Origin of the sequence: Pseudactinotalea terrae, assembly GCF_009733845.1 — a bacterium.
Taxonomy (GTDB): Bacteria; Actinomycetota; Actinomycetes; order Actinomycetales; family Beutenbergiaceae; genus Pseudactinotalea; species Pseudactinotalea terrae.
On record NZ_WNXZ01000002.1, the window covers coordinates 334027 to 354043 of the forward strand.

Genomic DNA, 20017 nt, shown 5'->3' on the forward strand with positions numbered 1-20017 from the left:
CGGGGGAATCCGCGAGAGCCACGCTTCCGCCGCGCGGGCGATCCGGTGGGGTGCGGCGCGGCCCTAGCGTGGTCGCATGATCTCGCTCCGCGGTATCAACCGCTCCTTCGGGAACCATCAGGTTCTCCACGACGTGTCCTTCGACGTCGCGCCCGGCCGGATGACCGGCTTCGTCGGAGCCAACGGCTCGGGCAAGACGACGACGATGCGCATCGTCCTCGGCGTCCTCGCCCCGAGCTCAGGCACCGTCGAGGTCGACGGCGTCCCCATGGGCCCGGGTTACCGCTCGCGCATCGGGTACATGCCCGAGGAGCGCGGGCTCTACCCGAAGATGAGCGTCATCGACCAGCTGGTCTACCTCGGCGAGCTGCACGGCATGACCGCGGCAGCTGCACGCGCACGGGGCACGGACCTGCTGGAGCGGCTCGGGCTCGGCGAGCGCCTCAAGGACACGGTCGAGGCGCTCAGCCTCGGCAACCAGCAGCGTGCCCAGATCGCGGCGGCGCTCGTGCACGACCCGATCGCGCTGATCCTCGACGAGCCCTTCTCGGGTCTCGACCCGATGGCCGTGGAGACCACGCTGGAGGTGCTGCGCGACGTCGCGAACGCCGGGGCGCCCGTGCTGTTCTCCAGCCACCAGCTCGACCTGGTCGAGCGGCTCTGCGACGACCTCGTCATCATCGCCGACGGCCGCGTCCGGGCCGCCGGCAGCCGCGAGGAGATCCGCGCCCGGCACAGCAGCCCGGAGTGGATGCTCGTCACCTCGGCCGACACGGGTTGGGTGCGCGACGTCCCCGGCGTGCAGGTCGTGGAGTTCGACGCCGGCCACGTCCGGTTCGCTGCGGACTCCCCGCAGCTGGCCGACACCGTGCTGCGCCAGGCGGTCGAGCGCGGCTCCGTGACGTCGTTCGGCCCCCTCAACCGCCCCCTGACCGAGATCTTCGCGGAGGTCGTCCGATGACAACCCTGACCACCCCTCAGACCGCCGAGCGCGGGCTCTCCTTCAGCCGTGCCGTCAGCATCGTCGCCAAGCGCGAGATCATGGTGCGGCTGCGCTCGAAGGCGTTCATCATCTCCACGATCATCTTCCTCGCGGCTGTGCTCGCCTCCGCCGTCATCGGCACCCAGGCAGGCAGCCTGTTCCAGAGCACGACGACGGTCGCGGCCACCGCGGACGCCGCCGGGGCGGTCTCGGCCCTGGAGGGCTACGAGGTCACCGAGGTCGGCACCGAGGACGAGGTCCGTGACCTGATCCTTGACGGCACGGTCGAGGCCGGCGTCGTCGGCTCGGGCACCGAGGGCTTCACCGTGATCGGTGAGCGCTCCGCGCCGGAAGGGCTGATCCAGGCGCTCAGCATCACGCCGCAGGTCGAGCTGCTCGATCCCCACGCACCGAACCCGTTCCTCACGTACTTCATCGGGCTCGGTTTCGGGCTGGTGTTCTTCATGTCCGCCATGACCTACGGCAACACGATCGCGCAGAGCGTCGTCGAGGAGAAGCAGACCCGGATCGTCGAGATCCTGCTCGCGACCATCCCGGCCCGGGCGCTGCTCGCCGGCAAGGTGATCGGCAACTCGTTGCTGGCGTTCGCGCAGATCGCACTGGTGGCGCTGATGGTCATCGGGGCCGGCGCTGCGACCGGGAGCTCGCTCCTCCTCGACGGCCTCGGCATCCCGCTGCTCTGGTTCGTGGCCCTGTTCACGGTCGGGTTCGTGATGATCGCCGCCCTGTACGCGGCGACGGCCTCGCTCGTGTCCCGCGTCGAGGATCTCGCCAGCGCGACCAGCCCGATCATGATGCTGGTGATGATCCCGTACGTGCTGGTGATCGTCTTCAACAACAACCCGACGGCGCTCGCTGTGATGAGCTACGTCCCGTTCTCGGCCCCGGTCGCGGTGCCGATGCGGGTGTTCCTCGGCACGACGACGGTGTGGGAGTCGCTCCTCGCGCTCGGCGTGCTCGTGGTCGCCACGGTGATCGCGCTCCGGGTGGCCGCGCTCATCTACGACAGGTCGCTGCTGCGGACCGGCAAGCGCGTCAAGGTCGCCGAGGTGCTGCGCTCGGGCACGTAGTCACGAGACATGCCTAGGCCGGGCGGACACCCACGATCCGGTGCGTCGCGACGGTGATCTCGGCCTCGCGGGCGGCATCGAGAGCGCGGATACGCCCGGCCTCGACGGACAGCGGCCGCACCACACGCTCCTGCCGCATGCCGCCGCTGCCTGCCACGACGATCCGGACCTGCGTGCCCTGAGCGGCGGCGGCACGCAGAAGGTCGAGCTCGTCGGAGGGGGTCGAGCTCGTCTCGGTGCCGGCCAGCAGCGCGGCCGCCCGGCGCTCGCCGGCGCGCATCGTGGCGATGGCCTCAGGCACGGCGACCGGCCCCTCGCGTGGCGGGCCCTCCAGCTCCGCAGGACGTGCGGCGCGCGCCCGCCCCGAGGTGAGCTGCAGCGGCCGACCCTCAGCCGACTCCAGGAGCGGCGCAGCCCCGGCGCCGTGCAGCGCCTCGTGCACCGTGAGCGGGGTCGCATCGGCGGCCAGCGCCGTGGGGCCGATCGCCCGGAGCCCCAGGTCGGCGAGCCGCGGGTCGCTCAGCAGGGCCGCGACGGCGGCCTCGTCGTCGGCCTGGATGATCGCTGACGCCGGCTGCACGCGGACTCGCCGGTGGCGCCGCGCGATGTCGCGGACCAGGTACTCCAGGGGCTGCGGCAGCGGTGCCAGCGAGGCCCGCTGCAGCCGCTCCAGCAGGCCCTCGGCCGAGCCGCCCGCGGCGAAGGCTCGCGCGATCGAGGTCGGTGTGAACCGGACGGTGAGCGCGGCGCCGCGGCTGTCGACGTCGGCGCACGAGTCCAGCAGCCGGGCCAGCTCGGCGCTGGGTCGCCCGGGCACGATGCCGGTGAGATCCCCCTGCACGATCATCTCCTCGACGGCGGCCGGGTACAGGCCCCGGAGCGCGGCCGCGACGGCGTCGTGGTCGCCACCCTCCAGCAAGGTGCGTGCGGCCGGCCCCAGAGCCCCGGCGCCCAGCAGGCCGATGGTCTCGGCCTCGGCGAGCACGGCGACCACCGTGGCGGCAGGCGGGACCGAGCGCGGTGCCTGCCACTGCAGGTAGGCGCGCACCTGCGCCGCCGACGGTGCCGTGTTCTCGGGCCAGGCCGCCACGGCGTCGAGCACCCGGCGCCGCAGCGGTGCGGCCCAGGACCGGTGCAAGTCCGGCGCCAGGGCCGAACGCAGGGCCCCGCGGTCGTTCCGGGTGCCCGCGAGCCACGGCACGCGCGCCGAGCCCAGCCACGCCGTCACCAGGTCAGCCCAGCGGTCCTCCGGAGTGCGCTCGGGCCACGTCTCGGCGGCCGGGGCGGGCGCCCAACGCGTGCCCTCGTCCTCGTGCACGTGCCCGACCAGGTCGATCATGCCCGCGAGCTCGCACACGAGCACGGCGTGCTCGGTGGTCGCCGCCAGAGTGGTCGCCAGCTGCTTGATGTCCCGTGCCGCCATGCCACCGGCACGCAGCGTGGTCGGTGGTTCCTTGGCCCAGCCGGCGAGAAGCATCTCCAGATGTCGCAGGATGCCGTCCGCGGCGGTCACGACCTCGGACGCCACCACATCGGCCCGCCGCGTGGCGGCATCGCCCAGCGGTGGCTCCTGCCGCACGTCCCGGGCGAGCCGCCCGCCACGCGCAGCAACGGCCACCTCTAGCGGCAGCACCACCTCGGTGGCGCTGGCTCGGTGCAGCACCTGGTGGTCGAGGAGCCACCGGGCGGCGGGCGGCATCTCGGTGCCGAGCGTGCCGACCGGTGGACCCCAGGTGAGTGCCTCGAGCAGCTTGCGAGCACCCTCGGGCGCCGAGCCCATCAGGGTGCGCAGCGCGGGCACCGTGGTCGGCCAGCCCTCGAAGCTGCTCACCTGGAGCGACCGCAGCCGCGGTCCGAGCCCGAGCGGGGTGGGGCCCACAGCCTCGGCAGCCCCTGGCGCAGGCATGAGCGCGTCATCGGCGCCGAGCACGAGAGCGAGCGCGCGAAGTCGCTCGAGCGAGCCCTCCGGATCGACCCCCAGACCCGTGGTGAGCGCCGAGACCGTCGTCGTGCCACCGCCGCCGCACATCACCACGAGAGCCTCGAGAGCGGTGAGGTCGCGCACGTCGAGGGTTGCCACGGCCCGGCTCGCCGAGGCCCGTGTGCCCGCCCGTGCCGCCATCGCCGTCAGCGAGGACGGGACGGGGCGCGCAAGATCGGGTCGGCGCTCCAGCAACGCTGCCAGCCAGGCGTCGTCGGCCGCGCGAAGTGCCTCGACGAGCGCGGGATCGCTGGTGGCCATTCTGACGATCGTAGTGACGTACGCTTGTCCCCAGGTCCATCCGGTGCGCTCTCGCGCGCCCTCGCACGAACAGGCAGGAACACGGTGCCCTCCGGCAAGGTCAAGTTCTTCGACGCCGACCGCGGCTTCGGATTCATCGCGTCCGACGACGGTGGTGAGGTCTTCCTGCACGCCTCGGCGATGCCTGCTGGTGCCGCTGCTCCCAAGCCGGGCACCCGCGTCGAGTTCAGCGTGGCCGATGGCCGCCGTGGCCCGCAGGCCCTCTCGGTCACCGTGCTGGAACCGGCGCCGACCATCTCGCGCGGTCACCGCAAGCCCGCCGAGGACATGGTGCCGATCGTCGAGGATCTCATCAAGCTCCTCGACCGCTCCGGCAACCGCCTCCGAGCGGGGCGTTACCCCGAGCGCGCCGAGGCCACCAAGATCGCGGCCGTGATGCGCGCCGTCGCTGACGAGTTCGACGCCTGAGGTGAGCACGACGACCGAGACCAGCACCCGCCGTCCCGCGAAGGACGCTGTCCTCGCGGGCGCCGTCGACCTCGCTCGTGAGGTGATCGAGAGCGAGACCGACCCCGGTCAGGTGGGTGAGCACCTCGGCTTCACGTTGGACGGCGAGCGGTTCGGCACCCACGCATTCGCGTGCCTGATGCCGGGCTACTCGGGCTGGCACTGGATCGTCACCGTCGCTCGCGCACCCCGCGCCCGCACGGCCACCGTGTGCGAGACCGGGCTGCTCCCTGGCGACGGTGCGCTGCTCGCGAAGGTGTGGTTGCCCTGGGCCGAGCGCCTCGCACCTGGCGACCTCAGCCCGACCGACCGGCTGCCGTTCGACGGCTCCGACGAGCGTCTCGAGAGCGGCGTCGTCCCCACGGGCGACCCGGAGATCGACCGCGTCGCGATCCACGAGCTCGGCCTTGACCGCGAGCGCGTGATGACCTCCGCGGCGATCGACGCCGCAGCCGCCCGCTGGTACGACGGCGTCCACGGCCCGGCCAGCGCCGGCGCCCGTGCGGCTGGCGCGGACTGCGCCACCTGCGGTTTCATCATCCCCCTCGCAGGGCCCCTCGGCACGCTTTTCGGGGTCTGCGCGAACGAGTGGTCGCCCGATGACGGCAAGGTCGTCAGCTTCGATCACGGCTGCGGTGCGCACTCGGAGACCGATGTCTCGCGCAGCGGCCACGACTGGGAGCAGGCGGAGCCGCTGATCGACGAGCTCGACATCGAGGTCATCCGCACGGACCCTCCCTCTGAATAGCGAATAGCGTCCTCTTTTTCCACCCCCTTCTCACCCCGAGCGGACTTTCAGGTCACCTCGTAGGAGTTGTCGCGCGCGCGTTACCGTGAAGTGCCATCCCGGCACTTACCCCCTGACAACTCCACACGGTCCTGAGAAGGAGCCCCCATGTACCCCTCGGTCGTTACTGCCCTGACGACGAAGTACGTCACTTCCGTCACCCGTCTTGCACCCTCGAACGGCCCCATCCTGCCCGGTGGCAAGGACGGTGACGAGTTCATCCGCGCCGCCCTCGCCGGTGGCAAGGACGGTGACGAGTTCATCCGCGCCGCCCTCGCCGGTGGCAAGGATGGAGACGAGTTCATCCGTGCCGAGCTGGCCTATGCCGGTGGCAAGGATGGCGATGAGTTTATCGCTGCTGCGTTCGGTGGCAAGGATGGCGATGAGTTCATCGCTGCTGCGTTCGGTGGCAAGGATGGCGATGAGTTCATCGCTGCTGCGTTCGGTGGCAAGGACGGTGACGAGTTCATCGCTGCTGCGTTCGGTGGCAAGGATGGTGATGAGTTCATCCGTGCGGCGCTGGGCGGCAAGGACGGTGACGAGTTCATCCGTGCGGCGCTGGGTGGCAAGGATGGTGACGAGTTCATCGCTGCTGCGTTCGGTGGCAAGGATGGTGACGAGTTCATCGCTGCTGCGTTCGGTGGCAAGGATGGTGACGAGTTCATCCGTGCGGCGCTGGGCGGCAAGGATGGTGATGAGTTCATCGCTGCTGCGTTCGGTGGCAAGGATGGTGACGAGTTCATCCGTGGCGAGCTGGCGTTCGCCGGCGGCGGCAAGGATGGCGACGAGTTCATCTGCTGATCCGCACGGGCACGCCGTCAGGCGTGCCTGGCATGATCGCTCGGCGTGACTGACGAACGCCCGGGCCCGACGCCGTCATGGACGGCGTTGATCCCGGGCGTCTACCTGCCGTCCCTCGTCTTCGAGATCGGGATCGGCGCGATGATGCCGGTCCTGGCCGTGAGCGCAGGACAGCTCGGCGCCGATCTGGCGACCGCCGGCGTCATCACGGCGCTGCTCCCGATCGGGCGGATACTCGCCGACCTGCCGGCGGGAGCCGTGGCCGCACGCCTCGGCGACCGGGCCGCGATGATCATCGCCTCGGCCGTCGCGGTCGTCGGCATGGCGCTGCTCGCGCTCGCGCCCCATCTGCTGGTGCTGGGGCTCGGGGCACTGCTGCTCGGCGCCACCGAGGCGGTGTACGGGCTGGCCAGGCAGTCGTACCTGACCGAGTCGGTGCCGGTGCTGAGGCGAGCACGCGCGCTCTCGACGCTCGGCGGCGTCGCCAGGATCGGCCTGTTCATCGGTCCGTTCGCCGGGGCGGCGATCGCCCACGTCACCGATCGGACCGCGTCGATCTACTGGCTCGGCGTCGCGACGAGCATCCTCGCGGCCGTCGTCGTCGCGGTCGCGACCGACCCGGACAGGTCGCGCAAGGACCGCCCCAGACCGACCAGGCTGCTCGACGTCGTCAGGGCGCATCGCCGGGTCCTCAGCACCCTGGGAGTGGCCGTGCTGCTCGTCGGTGCGATGCGCGGCGCGCGCATGACGGTGATCCCGTTGTGGGCCGAGCACCTCGAGCTCGGTGCCGCGACGACGAGCCTCGTGTTCGGTATCGCGGGCGGTATCGACATGCTGCTCTTCTACCCGGCCGGCAAGGTCATGGACCTCAAGGGCCGCCGCTGGGTCGCGATCCCCTCGATGCTGATCATGGGCGTGGCGATGGTGCTGATACCGCTCACCGGCACGGTGGGCGGCCTCGCCGCCGCGGCGATGCTGCTCGGCTTCGGCAACGGCATCGGGTCCGGCGTCATCATGACGCTCGGTGCTGACACGGCGCCGCCCGGGGAGCGCGCTCAGTTCCTCGGCGCCTGGCGCCTGCTCGCCGACTCCGGCAACGCAGGCGGCCCGCTGATCGTCTCCGCCGGCGCCGCGCTCGGGTCCCTCGCCCTCGGTATCACCGCGATGGGTCCCATCGCCGCCGCCACCGCCGCTGCACTCGGACGCTGGGTGCCGGGGCGGCCGGCTCCGCCGCCGGAGCGGACATGACCCGCACCGTCGAGGTCGATCACGACCGGCTCGGTCGCTGGCTCGCCGGCTTCGCCGACCGCCACGGTCCGATAGCGATCGACGGCGGCCACATCGTCAGTGCCGACGGTGCCCAGGCCACGCTCGCCTCGTGGGGCACGGTCCACGCGGCCTCCGTCGAGGACCTGATCGCTGCGACGGCGCCGCCCGGGCGGATCGGCCTGCTGCTGATCCGACGCGGTGGGTACGCCGTGGCGGTCGCCGAGGGCGCGGCGCTCGCCACTCGCAAGGTCGGCCGCCGCCACGTGCAGTCCCGGACCGCGGCAGGTGGCTGGTCCCAGCAGCGGTTCGCACGCCGCCGCGGCAAGCAGGCCGACGAGCTGGTCACGGCGGTCACCGAGCACGCGGTGACCCACCTGCGCGACGCGAGGCTGGAGGCGCTCGTACGCGGGGGCGATCGCACGCTGGTCGCGGCCGTGATCGAGGATCCGCGGTTGGCGGGACTGCGCACGTTGCCCGCGCGCGACCTCTACGACCTGTCGGACCCAACGCCTGCGGTCCTCGAGCACGCCGTTCGCCGCGCACGCTCGGTCCGCATCACACTGGACTGACGCGCAGGTCACATCCGTTCGGCGGCCACGATCTCCCGCGCCGCGGGTGCGACCTCGGCCGCGAACCGTTGCGTCTTGACGGGGTCGTCGCCCCCGAGGATGAAGCCGGAGACGCCGTGCAGGAGCGCGACGTCAGCGAGCTGCTCGGCCCACATCTGCGGCGGGCCGTCCAGGAACCCAGTGCCGTTCGTCGAGAACTCCGCACGCATGAGGTTGAGCAGCCGCCGCACCGCCGTCACTGGCCGCCCGGCTTCCTGCGCAGCCGCATCGATGTGCGCGTTCAGCGTCGGCAGCGAGTCGACGCCCTCGGGGAGGTAGTCGAGCGAGGGCAGCCAGCCGTCGCCCTTCGCGCCGGTCAGCGCGAGCATCTTGGGCTTGTAGGCGCCGATCCAGATCCCGACCGGGTGCGCGGGCGCCGGACCTCGCTTGGCGCCGTCGACGCTGTAGTACTCACCCGGCACGCGAGCAACCCCACGGGTGCCGGTGTCCCAGAGCTCGCGGATGATGTCGATGCCCTCGGACAGCGCGGCCACCGCCTGGCCCGCGGTCAGCCTGCGGGCGCCCATCGACTCGATGGCGTCCCAGAAGGCACCCGAACCCAGACCGAGCTCGAAGCGACCGCCGCTGAGCAGGTCGAGCGATGCCGCCTGGCGTGCGAGCAGCGCGGGTGGGCGCAGCGGCAGGTTGATCACGTTCGGCACGATCCGCACACGTGAGGTCTGCGCCGCGACCCACGTCATCAGCGTCCAGGTGTCGAGGAACGCGGGCTGGTACGGGTGGTCCTGGAACGACACCAGGTCGAGCCCCTCGGCGTCCGCGAGCTGCGCGAGCTGCAGCGCCTGCTGCGCTCCCGCCGCGCTGGGGGTGATGAAGCTCCCGAAGAGGAGATCGTGGCCGTAGTCCGTCATGCTCGTGCTCCTGGGGCGAGGGGGAAGTTGTCTCGGAAGAGTCCGTCGGCGTCGTATCGGCTCTTGAGGTCGCGGAGGCGGTCCAGCACCGGCGGCGGGAACGCGCGCTCGACCCGGCCCGGCCCGGGCGCCGTGTCGAAGCTGAGGTAGAGGCCCTCCATGTGAGCCTCGAGCGGCTGCCACACCTCGTCCATCTCCGCGTGGAACGCGCCGAGCCCGGTCACCTGGAAGTCGGGGTCACGGTGGCTGAAGGCCGTCTCCTGCGGTGCCACGTCAGCGATCGCGCCACCCATCGCCCGCAGCTGGAACCAGCGCAGCCGCCCCCCGCGCAGCGCCGCCGCCGCGTCACGGGCGAACTCGGGCGTCAGCTCGGGCAGGAAGCCCGACCGCCCCACCGGCTCACCGGCACCGTGGTGACCGTCCGGGCCCACGTCGGCTGCCGTCGACATCACTGACGCGTAGGTGGTGAGCACCACCTGCTGCTGTGCGAGCTGTCCTACCGGCACGAAGGCGTTGAGCCGCTCGATGATCGTGTCGGGGTCAGCCGACTCCACCATCCCGTACAGCTGGATGACCGACTGCCCGCGCTGGGGCGATCCGGTGACCAGGAAGACCGTGGTGTCCCGAGGTGACTGCGTCTGCGCCCGCGCGTACGCGAGCAGCGATGCCTCGACGTCCTCGCTCACGAACGTCAGCTGCGCCCAGCCGACCTCGGCGACCTCGTCGACCTCGAGCTCGAAGGCGGTCGCGATGCCGAAGTTGGCGCCAGCCCCGCGCACCGCCCAGAACAGGTCCGAGTTCTCCTCGGCGGAGGCGCGCACCTGGGTGCCGTCGGCGAGCACCATCTCGACGGCTCGGACGTGGTCGATCGTCAGCCCGTGCGCGCGACCGAGCAGCCCGATGCCACCCGCGGTCGCGAGACCGCCCACGCCCACGCCGCCGTGGTCGCCGGAGCTGATCGCCCAGCCGTGCGGTGCGATCGCCGTGGCCACCTGCTTCCATGTCGCCCCGGGGCCCGCGCGCACGAGCCGGCGCTCGACGTCGAGAACCTCGACCGAGTCGATACCGCCCACGTCGATGATCAGCCCGCCGTCGTTCGTGGAGCGGCCGCTGAGTCCGTGCCCGGCACTGCGGATGCCGAGAGGCAGGTCGCGATGCTCGCGAGCGAACGCCAGCGCGTCTGCGACCTGGTCCGCGGTGCGAGGTCGCAGCACCAGACCGGGGGAGCCGCCGCGCATGTAGGTGGAGCGCACCGAACGGTAGCGGGGGTCGCCCGGCTCGACAGCGGTGTCGGCCAGCGACGCGGGCACGTTGTCGTAGTCGATCCCGGGCCGTCGGCGGGCGCGCGCAGCCGCGCCGCGCGTCGAGCGTGGCCGGTCGGGCAGCAGGCCGGCCACTCGCTCGACGTCGGCGACAGAGGTCACGGGAACGACGACCGTGTGCCCGTCCTTGGCGAGTGCGCGTACCTGGTCTGGGCCGGCATCGGCCGGCGCCTCCGTCCACCCCTTCTCCAGCAGACGCGGCCCCACCAGGAGGTCGAGGCTCTCACGAGCCTTCTCGGCGACGGCGGGGATGGGGATCGCGGCACCCGTCGGCTGTGGCATGACCGGCCTGGTGCGGCTCAGTCCGACCGCGATCCGTGCTGTTGCAGCAGCGACCCAGGTCGCCACCGTCCAGCCGTCGAGGCCGTCCTCGGCCGGCGTGGGCACCACGATCACGTCGAGCCCGGCTCGTTCGGTGGCTCGCGCGATCTCGGCGATGGTGGGGCCGGACGGCGAGCCGCTCAGGTCGAGCACGATCCCTAGGTCGGTCATGTGTACCTCTTCCAGTCAGATCGTATGTCTAGCAGATGATTGGCTCAACAACACATCTGGCTTAGGATGTTCCCGTGGACAAGGACCTGGGTGTGATGCTGGCGACGCTGCTGCGCAGCTATCGCGAGGCCATCAGCCCATGTCTGCAGAACGTGCCGCACGGCCCGCGGGGCTATCACACCCTCCGCGAGGTTGCCGCCGGGACGCAGCCGAGCCAGGTTGCGCTGGCGGCCCACCTGGGGATCGACCGCACCGTGATGACCTACCTGATCGACGATCTCGCCGAGGCCGGTCTGGTCGAGCGGCGACCGAACCCGAGCGATCGCCGGCAGCGACAGGTGGTCGCCACGGACGATGGCGCGCGAGCGCTCTCGGAGGCATGCCGGCAGGTCCGTGACATCGAGGACTCCCTGCTCGGCGAGCTCACGGTGGCCGAGCGTGACCAGTTGCGTGCCCTGCTCGCGAGGGCGACTGGTGGCGTCGACCACCCCGTCGACGCGTGCGAGGTGGCCGCCGGCCTCGAGTCCTCGAGTGCTCCCCAGCCCTAGACGACCTGCACGAAGACCTGCCAGCCGTGACCGACCTGGGTCGCTGACCGCACCCGGCCGTTGCCGTCGCCGTGGTAGAGGTAGAGGCGCCCGGTGGTGTTGTCGATCCCGAGCACGTCGGAGTATGTGTCCCGGTTGAAGTCGCCGACCGGCACGATCGTGATGTTGGCCCAGCCGTGACCGATCTGCTGACCGGCGTTCATCGTGCCTTGAGGGTTCGCGAAGTACACGAACAGCCGACCGCGCGCATCGATCGCCAGGATGTCCGGCGAGCTGTCGTCGTTGATGTCCCCGCCCGCCATGACCCGGTCGAAGACGCCCCACCCGTGGCCGATCTGGGTGGGGGAGCCGACGCGGCCGTTGCCCAGGCCCGGGTACCGGAGCATCCGGCCCGAGGAGTCGACCGCGATCAGGTCGGCGCGCTGGTCGCCGTTGAAGTCGGCGATCGCGAACAGCTGCGAGAAGGACCCCCAGCCGTGCCCGATCTGGACGTGGCTGCGGAATCCGCCCTGCCCGTTGCCGGGGTAGAGGCGCAACCGCCCGCTCCGGTCGACCGCGAGGATGTCGGCGCGCCTGTCGCCGTTGAAGTCGCCCGGCGTCAGGATCTCGAACCCGCTCCAGCCGTTACCGACCTGCCGCGAGGCGAGGAATCCGCCGCGTCCGTTGCCGGGGTAGAGCCGCAGCGAGCCGCCGGAGGTGACGGCCAGCAGGTCCGAGACGCCGTCGCCCGTGTAGTCGTGGTCACCGAGCAGGTGCCGCTGGGTCCACGCGTCGTCGGTCGGCGTGACGTTGCCGCGGGGCGCCCAACCGGTGACGCCGTTGACGCTGACGCGGATGAAGCTTCCTGACTGCGAACCAGGTGTCGACGTCAGCACCGTGCGGGAGGGCACCGTGGCGAGCACGGTCGAGGATGTCGAGGCGGTGCGGTAGACGCGCGTGGTGCCGTTCGCGTAATAACGGCACTCGGTGGGGGTCTTCACCTGGGTGATCAGGTCCGCGTCCGCGCGCAGGTCGATGCCCTGCCGGCGGAACCACGTCTCGGGGTTGAGGAGGGTGTCGCCGTAGTCGCCGCGCCAGACCTCGAGGTGCAGGTGCGGCGAGGTCGAGACGCCGGTGCTGCCCATGGTCGCGATGCGCTGGCCCTGCGAGACTCGCTGGCCCACCCTCACGTACTGGGTCGCGCTGACCACGTTCGAGTAACCCACCGTGATCGTGACGCCGTCGATGACGTGGCGCACCGTGATCCACTGCCCGGCTGCAGAGTCCGGTTGCGCTCGCGTGACCACGCCGTCGGCGATCGCGAAGAGCCGGTTCCCGGTCGCACCTCCCAGATCCTGACCGTTGTGCCAGGTCGTCGCCATGATGATCGGCAGGCAGCGAGGCCCCTGTGCCGAGGACAGCCGGTAGGTCCCGGCGTCCACGGGCGAGGTGACGTCGCCAGAGGTGGTGGGGGCCGCCGTCGCTGGCCCGGCGGTCAGCAGCGAGGCGACGAGCGCGAGGACGAGGACCAGGAGTGCGGGTCGGTGCGCGCGACGGGCGCTGGCGGGCTGGGAGCGCACGAGATCTCACTTCGTCGTGACGGACGGGACTCGCGCCCGACGCTAACGGCTCGGTTCCTTCGGTGTCAGCGGTTCTGACGCCGGAAGTGGTACCACTGCGGCGATGTGCGGTTCATCGGCCAGCCGAGCCCCTCGACCGGTGCGTCCGAGACCTGCACGAGCTGCCAGTCGGGGAAGGCTGCCGCCACCTCCTCACGGCTGACGCCCTCGACGAAGCGCCGCATCGGCGACGGCCCGAACGCGAGCATCAACAACTCCGCTCCTGGCGTCGCGAGCGCGGTGACGCCGGCTCCCATCGCGGTCTGCTGCTGGGCCTCGAGCCCCTGGAAGCACCCGATGTCGAGGAACAGGTCGAAGGTGCCGAGCCCTGCCATCGGCAGGGCGGTCACGTCACCCACGACGTAGCGCACGCCATCGCTGCTGTGCTCCCTGGCGGCCGCGATCGCCTCCGGGACGAGATCGATGCCCACGGCTTCCCAGCCGTGGCGGGCGAGCCGCGGCGTGTGCAGGCCGCGCCCGCACCCGAGGTCCAGAGCACGGCCTGGGGCGGTGCCTCGTTCGGCACCGACGCCGGCGATCCTTGCCTCGACGTCGGGCCCGGCGGCTCTCGCGTACCGCTCCCACGGCGTGAAGCCGAGGCGGTACATCCATCGGTAGCTCGTCACGACGTGCTGGCCTCCCCGGCCGTGACGCCCAGGAGCGGCCGACCGGAGCGATAGCGGCGCAGGTTCTCCTCGATCAGCGCGCCGGGCTGCTGCGGGCGGCCACCCGCGGCGTGCGCGGTGATGATGATGTTGGGTGCCGCCCACAGCGGGGAGGACGCCGGCAGCGGCTCGGTGCGGAACACGTCGAGCGCGGCGCCCGCGATCTCGCCCGTGCGAAGCGCCGCCTCGAGCGCCTCCTCGTCGACCGTGACGCCTCGGCCGACGTTGACGAACCAGGCGTGCCTCGGGAGTGCCGCGAACACCTCGGCGCCGACCGCGCCGTCGGTCTCGGCCGAGCCCGGGAGGATGTCGACCAGCACATCGGTACGGGGGAGCTCGGTCGGCAGGTCCGCCGGCGTGATCACCGGGTAGCCGTGACGTTCCCCGGCGCTGCGTGCGACTCCGGTGACCTCGGCGCCGAGGGCGCTCAGGTAACCGGCGAGCCGGGCGCCGATGCCGCCGAAGCCCCAGATCAGCACGCGCGCTCCCGACAACGTGGTCAGGCCCTGCCGGTTGCGGATCTGGTTCCCGCCGTGCTCGTCCAGCCACTCCCGCTGCGTCTGCGCGGCGAACGCCTCGTCGAGGCGCCGCGCCGCGGCCAGCATCAGCGCGAGCGTGTGCTCGGCCACCGGCTGGTCGTGCAACCCGGTGCCGGCGGCGATCACCACATCGGTCCCCGCGAAAGCAGCCTCCACCGAGTCGGTGCCGGCCATCAGACCCTGCACCCACCGGACGTTCGGCAGCTCGGCCGGCAGTGCCTTCATCCGCTCGCCCGGGTTGAGCCACACCACCACGGCTTCGGCGTCGCGGTGCTCGTCCGGGATGGGGAGGGTGACGTCGTAGTCGACCCGGGTGACGCCGTCGGGCGCCTCGAGATCGATCGGGATGACGGTGGGGACGAGGATCTTCATGTCTCTCACAGGTCGGGCTGCTCCCGTTGGATGGCGTGGGCCCACACGTACCCAAGCACGCCGAGCACCAGCCCGGTCAGGCACATCAGCGCGAGCCGACCGTCGAGCGATCGACCCACGAGGTGGAGGGCGCCGACGACGGTCAGCGCCACGAGCCAGCACGCCGACCCCGTGAAGAAGAGCTTCTTCGTGTTCACGCGCGCGGGGTGCAGCTCCTGCTGGTTGCGTTGGGGGTCGAGTGCGCGCACCCATCGATCGTAGGGGAGGCGGGCGGGTGTGCCTCCGCCCACATCTCCAGGACGACATTTACTTAGTCTAACTAATGATATAGAATCGTTTCGATGTTTGAACCGGTCACCCCTCCCGCCCCGGGCCCGCGGCGCCCTGAACCGCTCGCGTCGCGACTGCGGACCACGCTGCTGCGCACCTCGCGGCGGCTGCGTGACCAGCGGGTGGGCGACCTCTCCGACTCCCAGATGGCGGTGCTGGGACAGCTCGTCGGGCACGGCCCCATGACGCCCGGCGACCTGGCCGAGCGCGAACGGGTGCGGCCGCCGTCGATGACCAGGATCGTCCAGCACCTGCTGGAGGCCGGCCTGGTGGAGCGCAACGCGCACCCCGGCGACGGTCGACAGGTTCTCGTCGACGCGACGCCGCAGGGTCGCGAGCACATCCTTGCCACGCGCCGGCGTCGTGACGAGTGGCTGCAGCGCCGCCTTGCCGCACTGACCCGCGAGGAGCGCGCGACGCTCTCGGCGGCCGAGGAGATCCTGCGGCGCATCTACTCCCAATGACCGACCACGAACGACAGGCAACAACGCACACGTGAGCACGACCTTCGCCTCGCTGAACATCCGCAACTACCGGATCTGGTTCTTCGGCGCCCTGGTGGCGAACGTCGGTACCTGGATGCAGCGCATCGCGCAGGACTGGCTGGTACTGACCGAGCTGACCGACCACGACGGGTTCGCCGTCGGCGTCGTGACCGGGCTCCAGTTCGCACCTGCGGTGGTGCTGACCCCGATCGCCGGCATCCTCGCCGACCGCTTCGACCCGCGGAAGATCCTCATCGTCACCCAGGCGCTGCTCGGCGTCCTCGCTGCGGTGCTCGGTGCGCTCGTGCTGAGCGGGCACGCGGAGCTGTGGCACGTCTACGCGCTCGCGCTCGGGCTCGGCGTGGTCTCGGCGCTCGACGCGCCGGCACGGCAGGTCTTCGTCTCCGAGCTGGTGCCGGCGGAGCGGCTGGGCAACGCGGTCAGCCTCAACAGCGCCTCCTTCAACGCAGCCCGCTTGATCGGACCCGGCATCGCCGGGCTCGCGATCGCTGCGGTGGGGACCGGCTGGGTGTTCCTCATCAACGCGGCCTCGTTCGCCTTCACCATCGCGGCGATGCTCGCCATGCGGCCCGCCGAGCTGGAGAAGATCCCGCGCGCCCCGCGCGCCCCAGGAGCGCTCCGCGCCGGCGTGCGGTACGTGCGCGGCCGCAGCGACATCGTGGTGATCCTGATCGTCCTGTTCGTGGTCGCGGCCTTCGGGCTCAACTTCCAGCTCACCTCTGCCGTGATGGCCACCGAGGTGTTCCACCGGGACGCCGACGGCTACGGCATCCTCGGGTCGATCCTCGCCATCGGCTCCCTCGCCGGCGCGCTCCTGTCGGCGCGTCGGGTGCGCCCCCGCGTGCGACTCGTGGTCGGTGCCGCGTTCGGCTTCGGCGTCTCCTCGGCGCTGATGGCGCTCGCCCCGACCTATGTGCTGTTCGCCATCGCGACGATCCCGGTCGGCTTCTTCTCGCTGACGATGATCACGTCGGCGAACGCCGCCATCCAGCTCTCCACCGACCCCGAGATGCGTGGCCGCGTCATGAGCCTGTACGTGCTCGTGCTCTTCGGCGCGACGCCGATCGGCTCACCGATCGTGGGCTGGGTCGCCGAGACATGGGGTGGTCGGTGGTCGATCCTGGTGGGCGCGATCAGCACGATCGCCGTCGCTGTGGCCGCAGCGGCGTGGAGCCGCCGCCGGTGGGGTATCGAGGTCACCTACGAGCGGCGACCCCGCCCCCACCTGGTGCTCACGCACCCCGAGGAGCGGGCCGCCCGCGAGCAGGCTCAGATCGATGTCGCCGCCGACGAGTCGGGAACCCGCACGGCCGCGTAGCACGCCCGATGTCAACGCACTTTCGACCAGGTCGACACTGCGTTGACATCGAGAGGGGTGTCGAAAGTGCGTTGAAATCGGGGTGTGGTTACGCGAGGGCGTCCACCACGAAGTCGACGCAGCGCGTGAGCGCCTCGACGTCCGCCGGCGGTGTCGAGGGGAACATCCCCACGCGCAGCTGGTTGCGGCCGAGCTTGCGGTACGGGTCGACGTCGACGACGCCGTTCGCGCGCAGCGCCGCCGCGACCGCCTTGGCGTCGATCCTCTCGTCGAGGTCGATCGTGCCGACGACGGGGGAGCGCTGGGCGGGATCCACCACGTACGGGGTGGTCCAGTCACGCTGCTCCGCCCAGTCGTACAGGGCGGCCGACGACGTCGCGGTGCGCTCGGCGGCCCAGTCGAGCCCGCCGCGATCCAGCAGCCACTCGACCTGATCGACCAGCAGCACCAGCGTGGCGAGTGCCGGCGTGTTGAGCGTCTCGTTCTTGCGCGAGCTCGCGAGCGCGGCCGACAGCGACAGCGAGGCGGGCGCCCAGCGGGAGGACAGCTCGTCCACCCTCGCGACAGCGGCAGGGGAGAGGATGGCGAACCAGAGCCCGCCGTCGGACCCCAGCGCCTTCTGGGGGGCGAAGTAGTAGACGTCGGTCTGCGCGAGGTCGACCTTCACCCCACCCGCGGCGGACGTCGCGTCGACCACGGTGAGTGCGTCGGCGTCGGCGCCGCGCGGTCGAAGCACGGGCGTGAGGACCCCGGTCGAGGTCTCGTTGTGGGTCCAGGCATAGGTGTCGATCCCGGGCGCCGCGACAGGGGTGGCCGTGGTGCCGGGCTCGGCCGCCACCACCTGCGGCTCGGCCAGGAACGGTGCCGCAGTGCTCGCTGCGGCGAACTTCGCCCCGAACTCGCCGCACGTCGCGTGCTGCGCGCGCTCGCGGATCAGCGAGAACGTCGCGACGTCCCAGAACGCCGTCGACCCGCCGTTGCCCAGCGCGACCTCGTAGCCCTCCGGCGCCCCGAGCAGCGTCGCGAGCCCCTCGCGCGCACGGCCCACGAGCGAGCGCACCGGGTCCTGCCGGTGCGAGGTGCCCAGCAGCGTGGTCCCCAGCGCGGCGAGCGCGTCGATCTGCGCCGGCCGGATCCGGCTCGGTCCGCAACCGAAACGGCCGTCGGCGGGGAGCAGGTCACGAGGGATGGCGAGCGCGGTCATGCAGGCGATGATCCCAGGTACGGCCCCGCGCACGTCAGGACGCCCACAGCCTGGAAAGGATGGGTACGCCGTCGGAGGCCGTCGCTAGGCTGGAACGGTGCGCGAGAACGTGAGCTGGGGCAGCCGGGGTGGAGTGGTGTCGACGTGACCGATCTGATCGACACCACCGAGATGTATCTGAAAACCGTCTTCGAGCTCCAGGAGGAGGGGATCCTCCCGATGCGCGCCCGCATCGCCGAGCGTCTCGGCCACTCGGGCCCCACGGTGTCGCAGACCGTCGCGCGGCTCGAGCGCGACGGCCTGATGGTGGTCACCGACGACCGGCATCTGGAGCTCACCGAGCTCGGGCAGGCCCGCGCGATGCACGTGATGCGCAAGCACCGGCTCGCCGAACGGCTGCTCGTCGACGTCATCGGGCTCGACTGGCCGCACGTCCACGAAGAGGCGTGCCGCTGGGAGCACGTGATGAGCGAGCAGGTCGAGCGTCGGCTCGTCGGACTGCTCGGGCAGCCGCAGCACGACCCGTACGGCAACCCGATCCCCGGGCTCGCTGAGCTCGGCCTCGAGGCTGCCGCCGACGAGGCGGTCGTCAGCCTCGTGGGCGTCGCGACGACCACGACGGCCCAGCTGCGGCTGGTGCGCGTGGGGGAGCCGCTGCAGGTCGATGTCGAGCTGCTCGCCGAGATGGAACAGCTCGGCATCAGGCCGGGCGAGCAGCTCCAGGTCCGCCTGGAGGATTCCGTCATCGTGCTGCGTGCGGCTGGCAACGAGTCCTCGCTCGAGCTCGGCGACGACCTCGCCAGGCACCTGTTCGTCGCCGCCGAGTGAGGAATATCACTCGACCCCAACCCCCAGGCCGTGACCTGAGCGTGACATTTGAGTGAATCGTCGGGTAGCGTGACAGCGCTCGCCGGATCCCTCCTCCTGCGAGTCCTTGATCCGGCGCCTAACCCTGTCACCGGTCCGAGGCCGAACTATTCCGACATGACAGGGGCGGAGGACCCACTTCCGGCGCTCAGGCGCCTTGGGGTGAAGTCCTCCCGGGCCGGTCTCGACCGGCTCGGCGGACCGGGTGTACTCCCACCCGAACCCGACAGCTCACTTCGCAGGCGACAGGAGAGGTAACACGTGTCCCGATCCGCCTCCGCGAGACATCGCGCGGCCGCCAGGCCGACGACCCCGCTCAGCTCGGTCGGCTCGGCCCTCACCGGCCCTGCTGCCCGCCGTGCGGTCGTCGCCGCCGCATCCTCCGGCATCGTGCTGACGCTCACCGCGTCCGCGAGCGTCGCCGGTGGCCTCACCGCCCCTGCGGCGCGTGGGCCGGTTCCGATGGCCAACCTGACAGCGATCGCCGACGACGACGCGATCGCGACGTCGCCGACCATCACGGTCGCTGCCGACGCCACCTGGGCCTTCTCGTCCACCGCAGCCGACGTCAGCTCCGAGCCCCCGCCCCCGCCCCCGCCCCCACCGCCGCCGGTGGTGCAGCGCCCCACGTACACGAGCACGACCACGTCGCGTACGGCAGAGCGCACCGCGGTCGAGACGGCGACCACGGCGAGCGCGCCGGCCAACCCGAGCGGTTCGGCCATCGTCGACATCGCCCGCCGGTACACGGGCGTGCCGTACGTGTACGGCGGTGCCAGCCCGTCGGGCTTCGACTGCTCCGGCTTCACGATGTACGTCTTCGCCCAGGTGGGGATCAGCCTGCCGCGCAGCTCCTCGGCGCAGCGCTACGCCGGAACCGTCGTGTCCGCCGCGGATGCACGCCCCGGCGACCTCGTGTGGGCGCCCGGCCACGTGGGCATCTACACCGGCAACGGCATGCACATCGCCGCTCGAAGCCCGGGCACACCGCTCTACGAGAGCCAGATCTACATGTCGAACCCGGTCTTCATCCGCGTCGGCTGATCCAGGTCTCGATCACGACGACGGCCCGCACCGATCACGGTGCGGGCCGTTCTCGT

At 71.4% G+C, this 20017-nt stretch carries 20 protein-coding genes and 1 riboswitch; of the genes, 12 read left to right on the forward strand and 8 right to left on the reverse strand.

Features of this window, described 5'->3' with window-relative positions; translation table 11 throughout:
* The first annotated feature begins 76 nt into the window (after positions 1–76).
* Together GPA03_RS09040 and GPA03_RS09045 are read left to right on the forward strand one after the other, a co-directional pair.
* The gene (locus GPA03_RS09040) at positions 77–961 is read left to right on the forward strand and encodes an ABC transporter ATP-binding protein (RefSeq protein WP_156251664.1); all 885 of its coding nucleotides are present in this window, start codon (positions 77–79) and stop codon (positions 959–961) included.
* Positions 958–2073 (forward strand): ABC transporter permease, encoded by a 1116-nt coding sequence (locus GPA03_RS09045; RefSeq protein ID WP_156251665.1) that lies wholly within the window; start codon positions 958–960, stop codon positions 2071–2073. The genes GPA03_RS09040 and GPA03_RS09045 overlap by 4 nt, the downstream gene beginning before the upstream one ends.
* A gap of 13 nt (positions 2074–2086) precedes the next feature.
* Here the strand turns inward: GPA03_RS09045 and GPA03_RS09050 are convergent, their stop codons facing one another.
* On the reverse strand, positions 2087–4315 hold the full coding sequence (locus GPA03_RS09050; RefSeq protein WP_156251666.1) for a helicase-associated domain-containing protein: 2229 nt from the start codon (positions 4313–4315) through the stop codon (positions 2087–2089).
* Positions 4316–4399: 84 nt separating this feature from the next.
* Between GPA03_RS09050 and GPA03_RS09055 the strand changes: the two genes are divergently transcribed.
* The 5 genes from GPA03_RS09055 to GPA03_RS09075 all read left to right on the forward strand — a co-directional run bounded on the left by GPA03_RS09055 (position 4400) and on the right by GPA03_RS09075 (position 8248).
* Positions 4400–4783 carry a cold-shock protein gene (locus GPA03_RS09055; RefSeq protein ID WP_156251667.1) on the forward strand — a complete coding sequence of 128 codons (384 nt, stop codon included), beginning with the start codon at positions 4400–4402 and terminating at the stop codon, positions 4781–4783.
* 1 nt (position 4784) lies between these two features.
* Entirely contained in the window at positions 4785–5570 is a 786-nt protein-coding gene (locus GPA03_RS09060; protein ID WP_156251668.1) for a DUF3027 domain-containing protein, read from the forward strand.
* Between the two features lie 147 nt (positions 5571–5717).
* Positions 5718–6410 (forward strand): hypothetical protein, encoded by a 693-nt coding sequence (locus GPA03_RS09065; RefSeq protein WP_156251669.1) that lies wholly within the window; start codon positions 5718–5720, stop codon positions 6408–6410.
* Between the two features lie 45 nt (positions 6411–6455).
* On the forward strand, positions 6456–7658 hold the full coding sequence (locus GPA03_RS09070) for an MFS transporter (protein WP_241681188.1): 1203 nt from the start codon (positions 6456–6458) through the stop codon (positions 7656–7658).
* Positions 7655–8248, forward strand: coding sequence for an acVLRF1 family peptidyl-tRNA hydrolase (locus GPA03_RS09075; RefSeq protein ID WP_156251670.1), 594 nt, complete (start codon positions 7655–7657; stop codon positions 8246–8248). The genes GPA03_RS09070 and GPA03_RS09075 overlap by 4 nt, the downstream gene beginning before the upstream one ends.
* Positions 8249–8256: 8 nt before the next feature.
* On the opposite strand, the gene GPA03_RS09080 is transcribed toward GPA03_RS09075, so the two are convergent.
* The gene (locus GPA03_RS09080; protein WP_156251671.1) at positions 8257–9156 is read right to left on the reverse strand and encodes an LLM class flavin-dependent oxidoreductase; all 900 of its coding nucleotides are present in this window, start codon (positions 9154–9156) and stop codon (positions 8257–8259) included.
* Complete coding sequence (locus tag GPA03_RS09085) at positions 9153–10970, reverse strand: FAD-binding oxidoreductase (RefSeq protein WP_156251672.1); 1818 nt, start codon at positions 10968–10970, stop codon at positions 9153–9155. Before GPA03_RS09085 ends, GPA03_RS09080 begins: the two co-directional genes overlap by 4 nt.
* A 74-nt stretch (positions 10971–11044) precedes the next feature.
* Here GPA03_RS09085 and GPA03_RS09090 point away from each other — a divergent pair, with 74 nt between their 5' ends.
* Entirely contained in the window at positions 11045–11518 is a 474-nt protein-coding gene (locus GPA03_RS09090) for a MarR family winged helix-turn-helix transcriptional regulator (protein WP_241681189.1), read from the forward strand.
* Here GPA03_RS09090 and GPA03_RS09095 read toward each other — a convergent pair.
* From GPA03_RS09095 to GPA03_RS22445, 4 genes are all read right to left on the reverse strand, one after another.
* Complete coding sequence (locus GPA03_RS09095; RefSeq protein ID WP_156251673.1) at positions 11515–13077, reverse strand: FG-GAP-like repeat-containing protein; 1563 nt, start codon at positions 13075–13077, stop codon at positions 11515–11517. The genes GPA03_RS09090 and GPA03_RS09095 overlap by 4 nt on opposite strands.
* Positions 13078–13142: 65 nt before the next feature.
* A complete protein-coding gene (locus GPA03_RS09100; RefSeq protein WP_206673498.1) occupies positions 13143–13742 on the reverse strand; it encodes a class I SAM-dependent methyltransferase in 600 nt (199 codons plus the stop codon).
* Positions 13739–14692, reverse strand: coding sequence for an NAD(P)-dependent oxidoreductase (locus GPA03_RS09105; RefSeq protein ID WP_156251674.1), 954 nt, complete (start codon positions 14690–14692; stop codon positions 13739–13741). Before GPA03_RS09105 ends, GPA03_RS09100 begins: the two co-directional genes overlap by 4 nt.
* Positions 14693–14697: 5 nt before the next feature.
* Positions 14698–14940, reverse strand: coding sequence for a DUF2530 domain-containing protein (locus GPA03_RS22445; protein ID WP_162458315.1), 243 nt, complete (start codon positions 14938–14940; stop codon positions 14698–14700).
* Positions 14941–15033: 93 nt separating this feature from the next.
* Between GPA03_RS22445 and GPA03_RS09115 the strand changes: the two genes are divergently transcribed.
* Positions 15034–15486 carry a MarR family winged helix-turn-helix transcriptional regulator gene (locus tag GPA03_RS09115; RefSeq protein WP_156251676.1) on the forward strand — a complete coding sequence of 151 codons (453 nt, stop codon included), beginning with the start codon at positions 15034–15036 and terminating at the stop codon, positions 15484–15486.
* A gap of 31 nt (positions 15487–15517) precedes the next feature.
* Positions 15518–16846, forward strand: coding sequence for an MFS transporter (locus GPA03_RS09120; protein ID WP_156251677.1), 1329 nt, complete (start codon positions 15518–15520; stop codon positions 16844–16846).
* A gap of 88 nt (positions 16847–16934) precedes the next feature.
* Here the strand turns inward: GPA03_RS09120 and serC are convergent, their stop codons facing one another.
* Entirely contained in the window at positions 16935–18050 is a 1116-nt protein-coding gene (serC, locus tag GPA03_RS09125) for a phosphoserine transaminase (protein WP_194239508.1), read from the reverse strand.
* 144 nt (positions 18051–18194) lie between these two features.
* On the opposite strand from serC, the gene GPA03_RS09130 reads away from it, so the two are divergent.
* Together GPA03_RS09130 and GPA03_RS09135 are read left to right on the forward strand one after the other, a co-directional pair.
* Complete coding sequence (locus tag GPA03_RS09130) at positions 18195–18878, forward strand: iron-dependent transcriptional repressor DtxR (protein WP_156251678.1); 684 nt, start codon at positions 18195–18197, stop codon at positions 18876–18878.
* A 129-nt stretch (positions 18879–19007) separates the two neighbouring features.
* Positions 19008–19176: riboswitch (cyclic di-AMP (ydaO/yuaA leader) on the forward strand.
* Between the two features lie 2 nt (positions 19177–19178).
* Complete coding sequence (locus GPA03_RS09135; protein ID WP_156251679.1) at positions 19179–19961, forward strand: C40 family peptidase; 783 nt, start codon at positions 19179–19181, stop codon at positions 19959–19961.
* Positions 19962–20017: the final 56 nt, after the last annotated feature.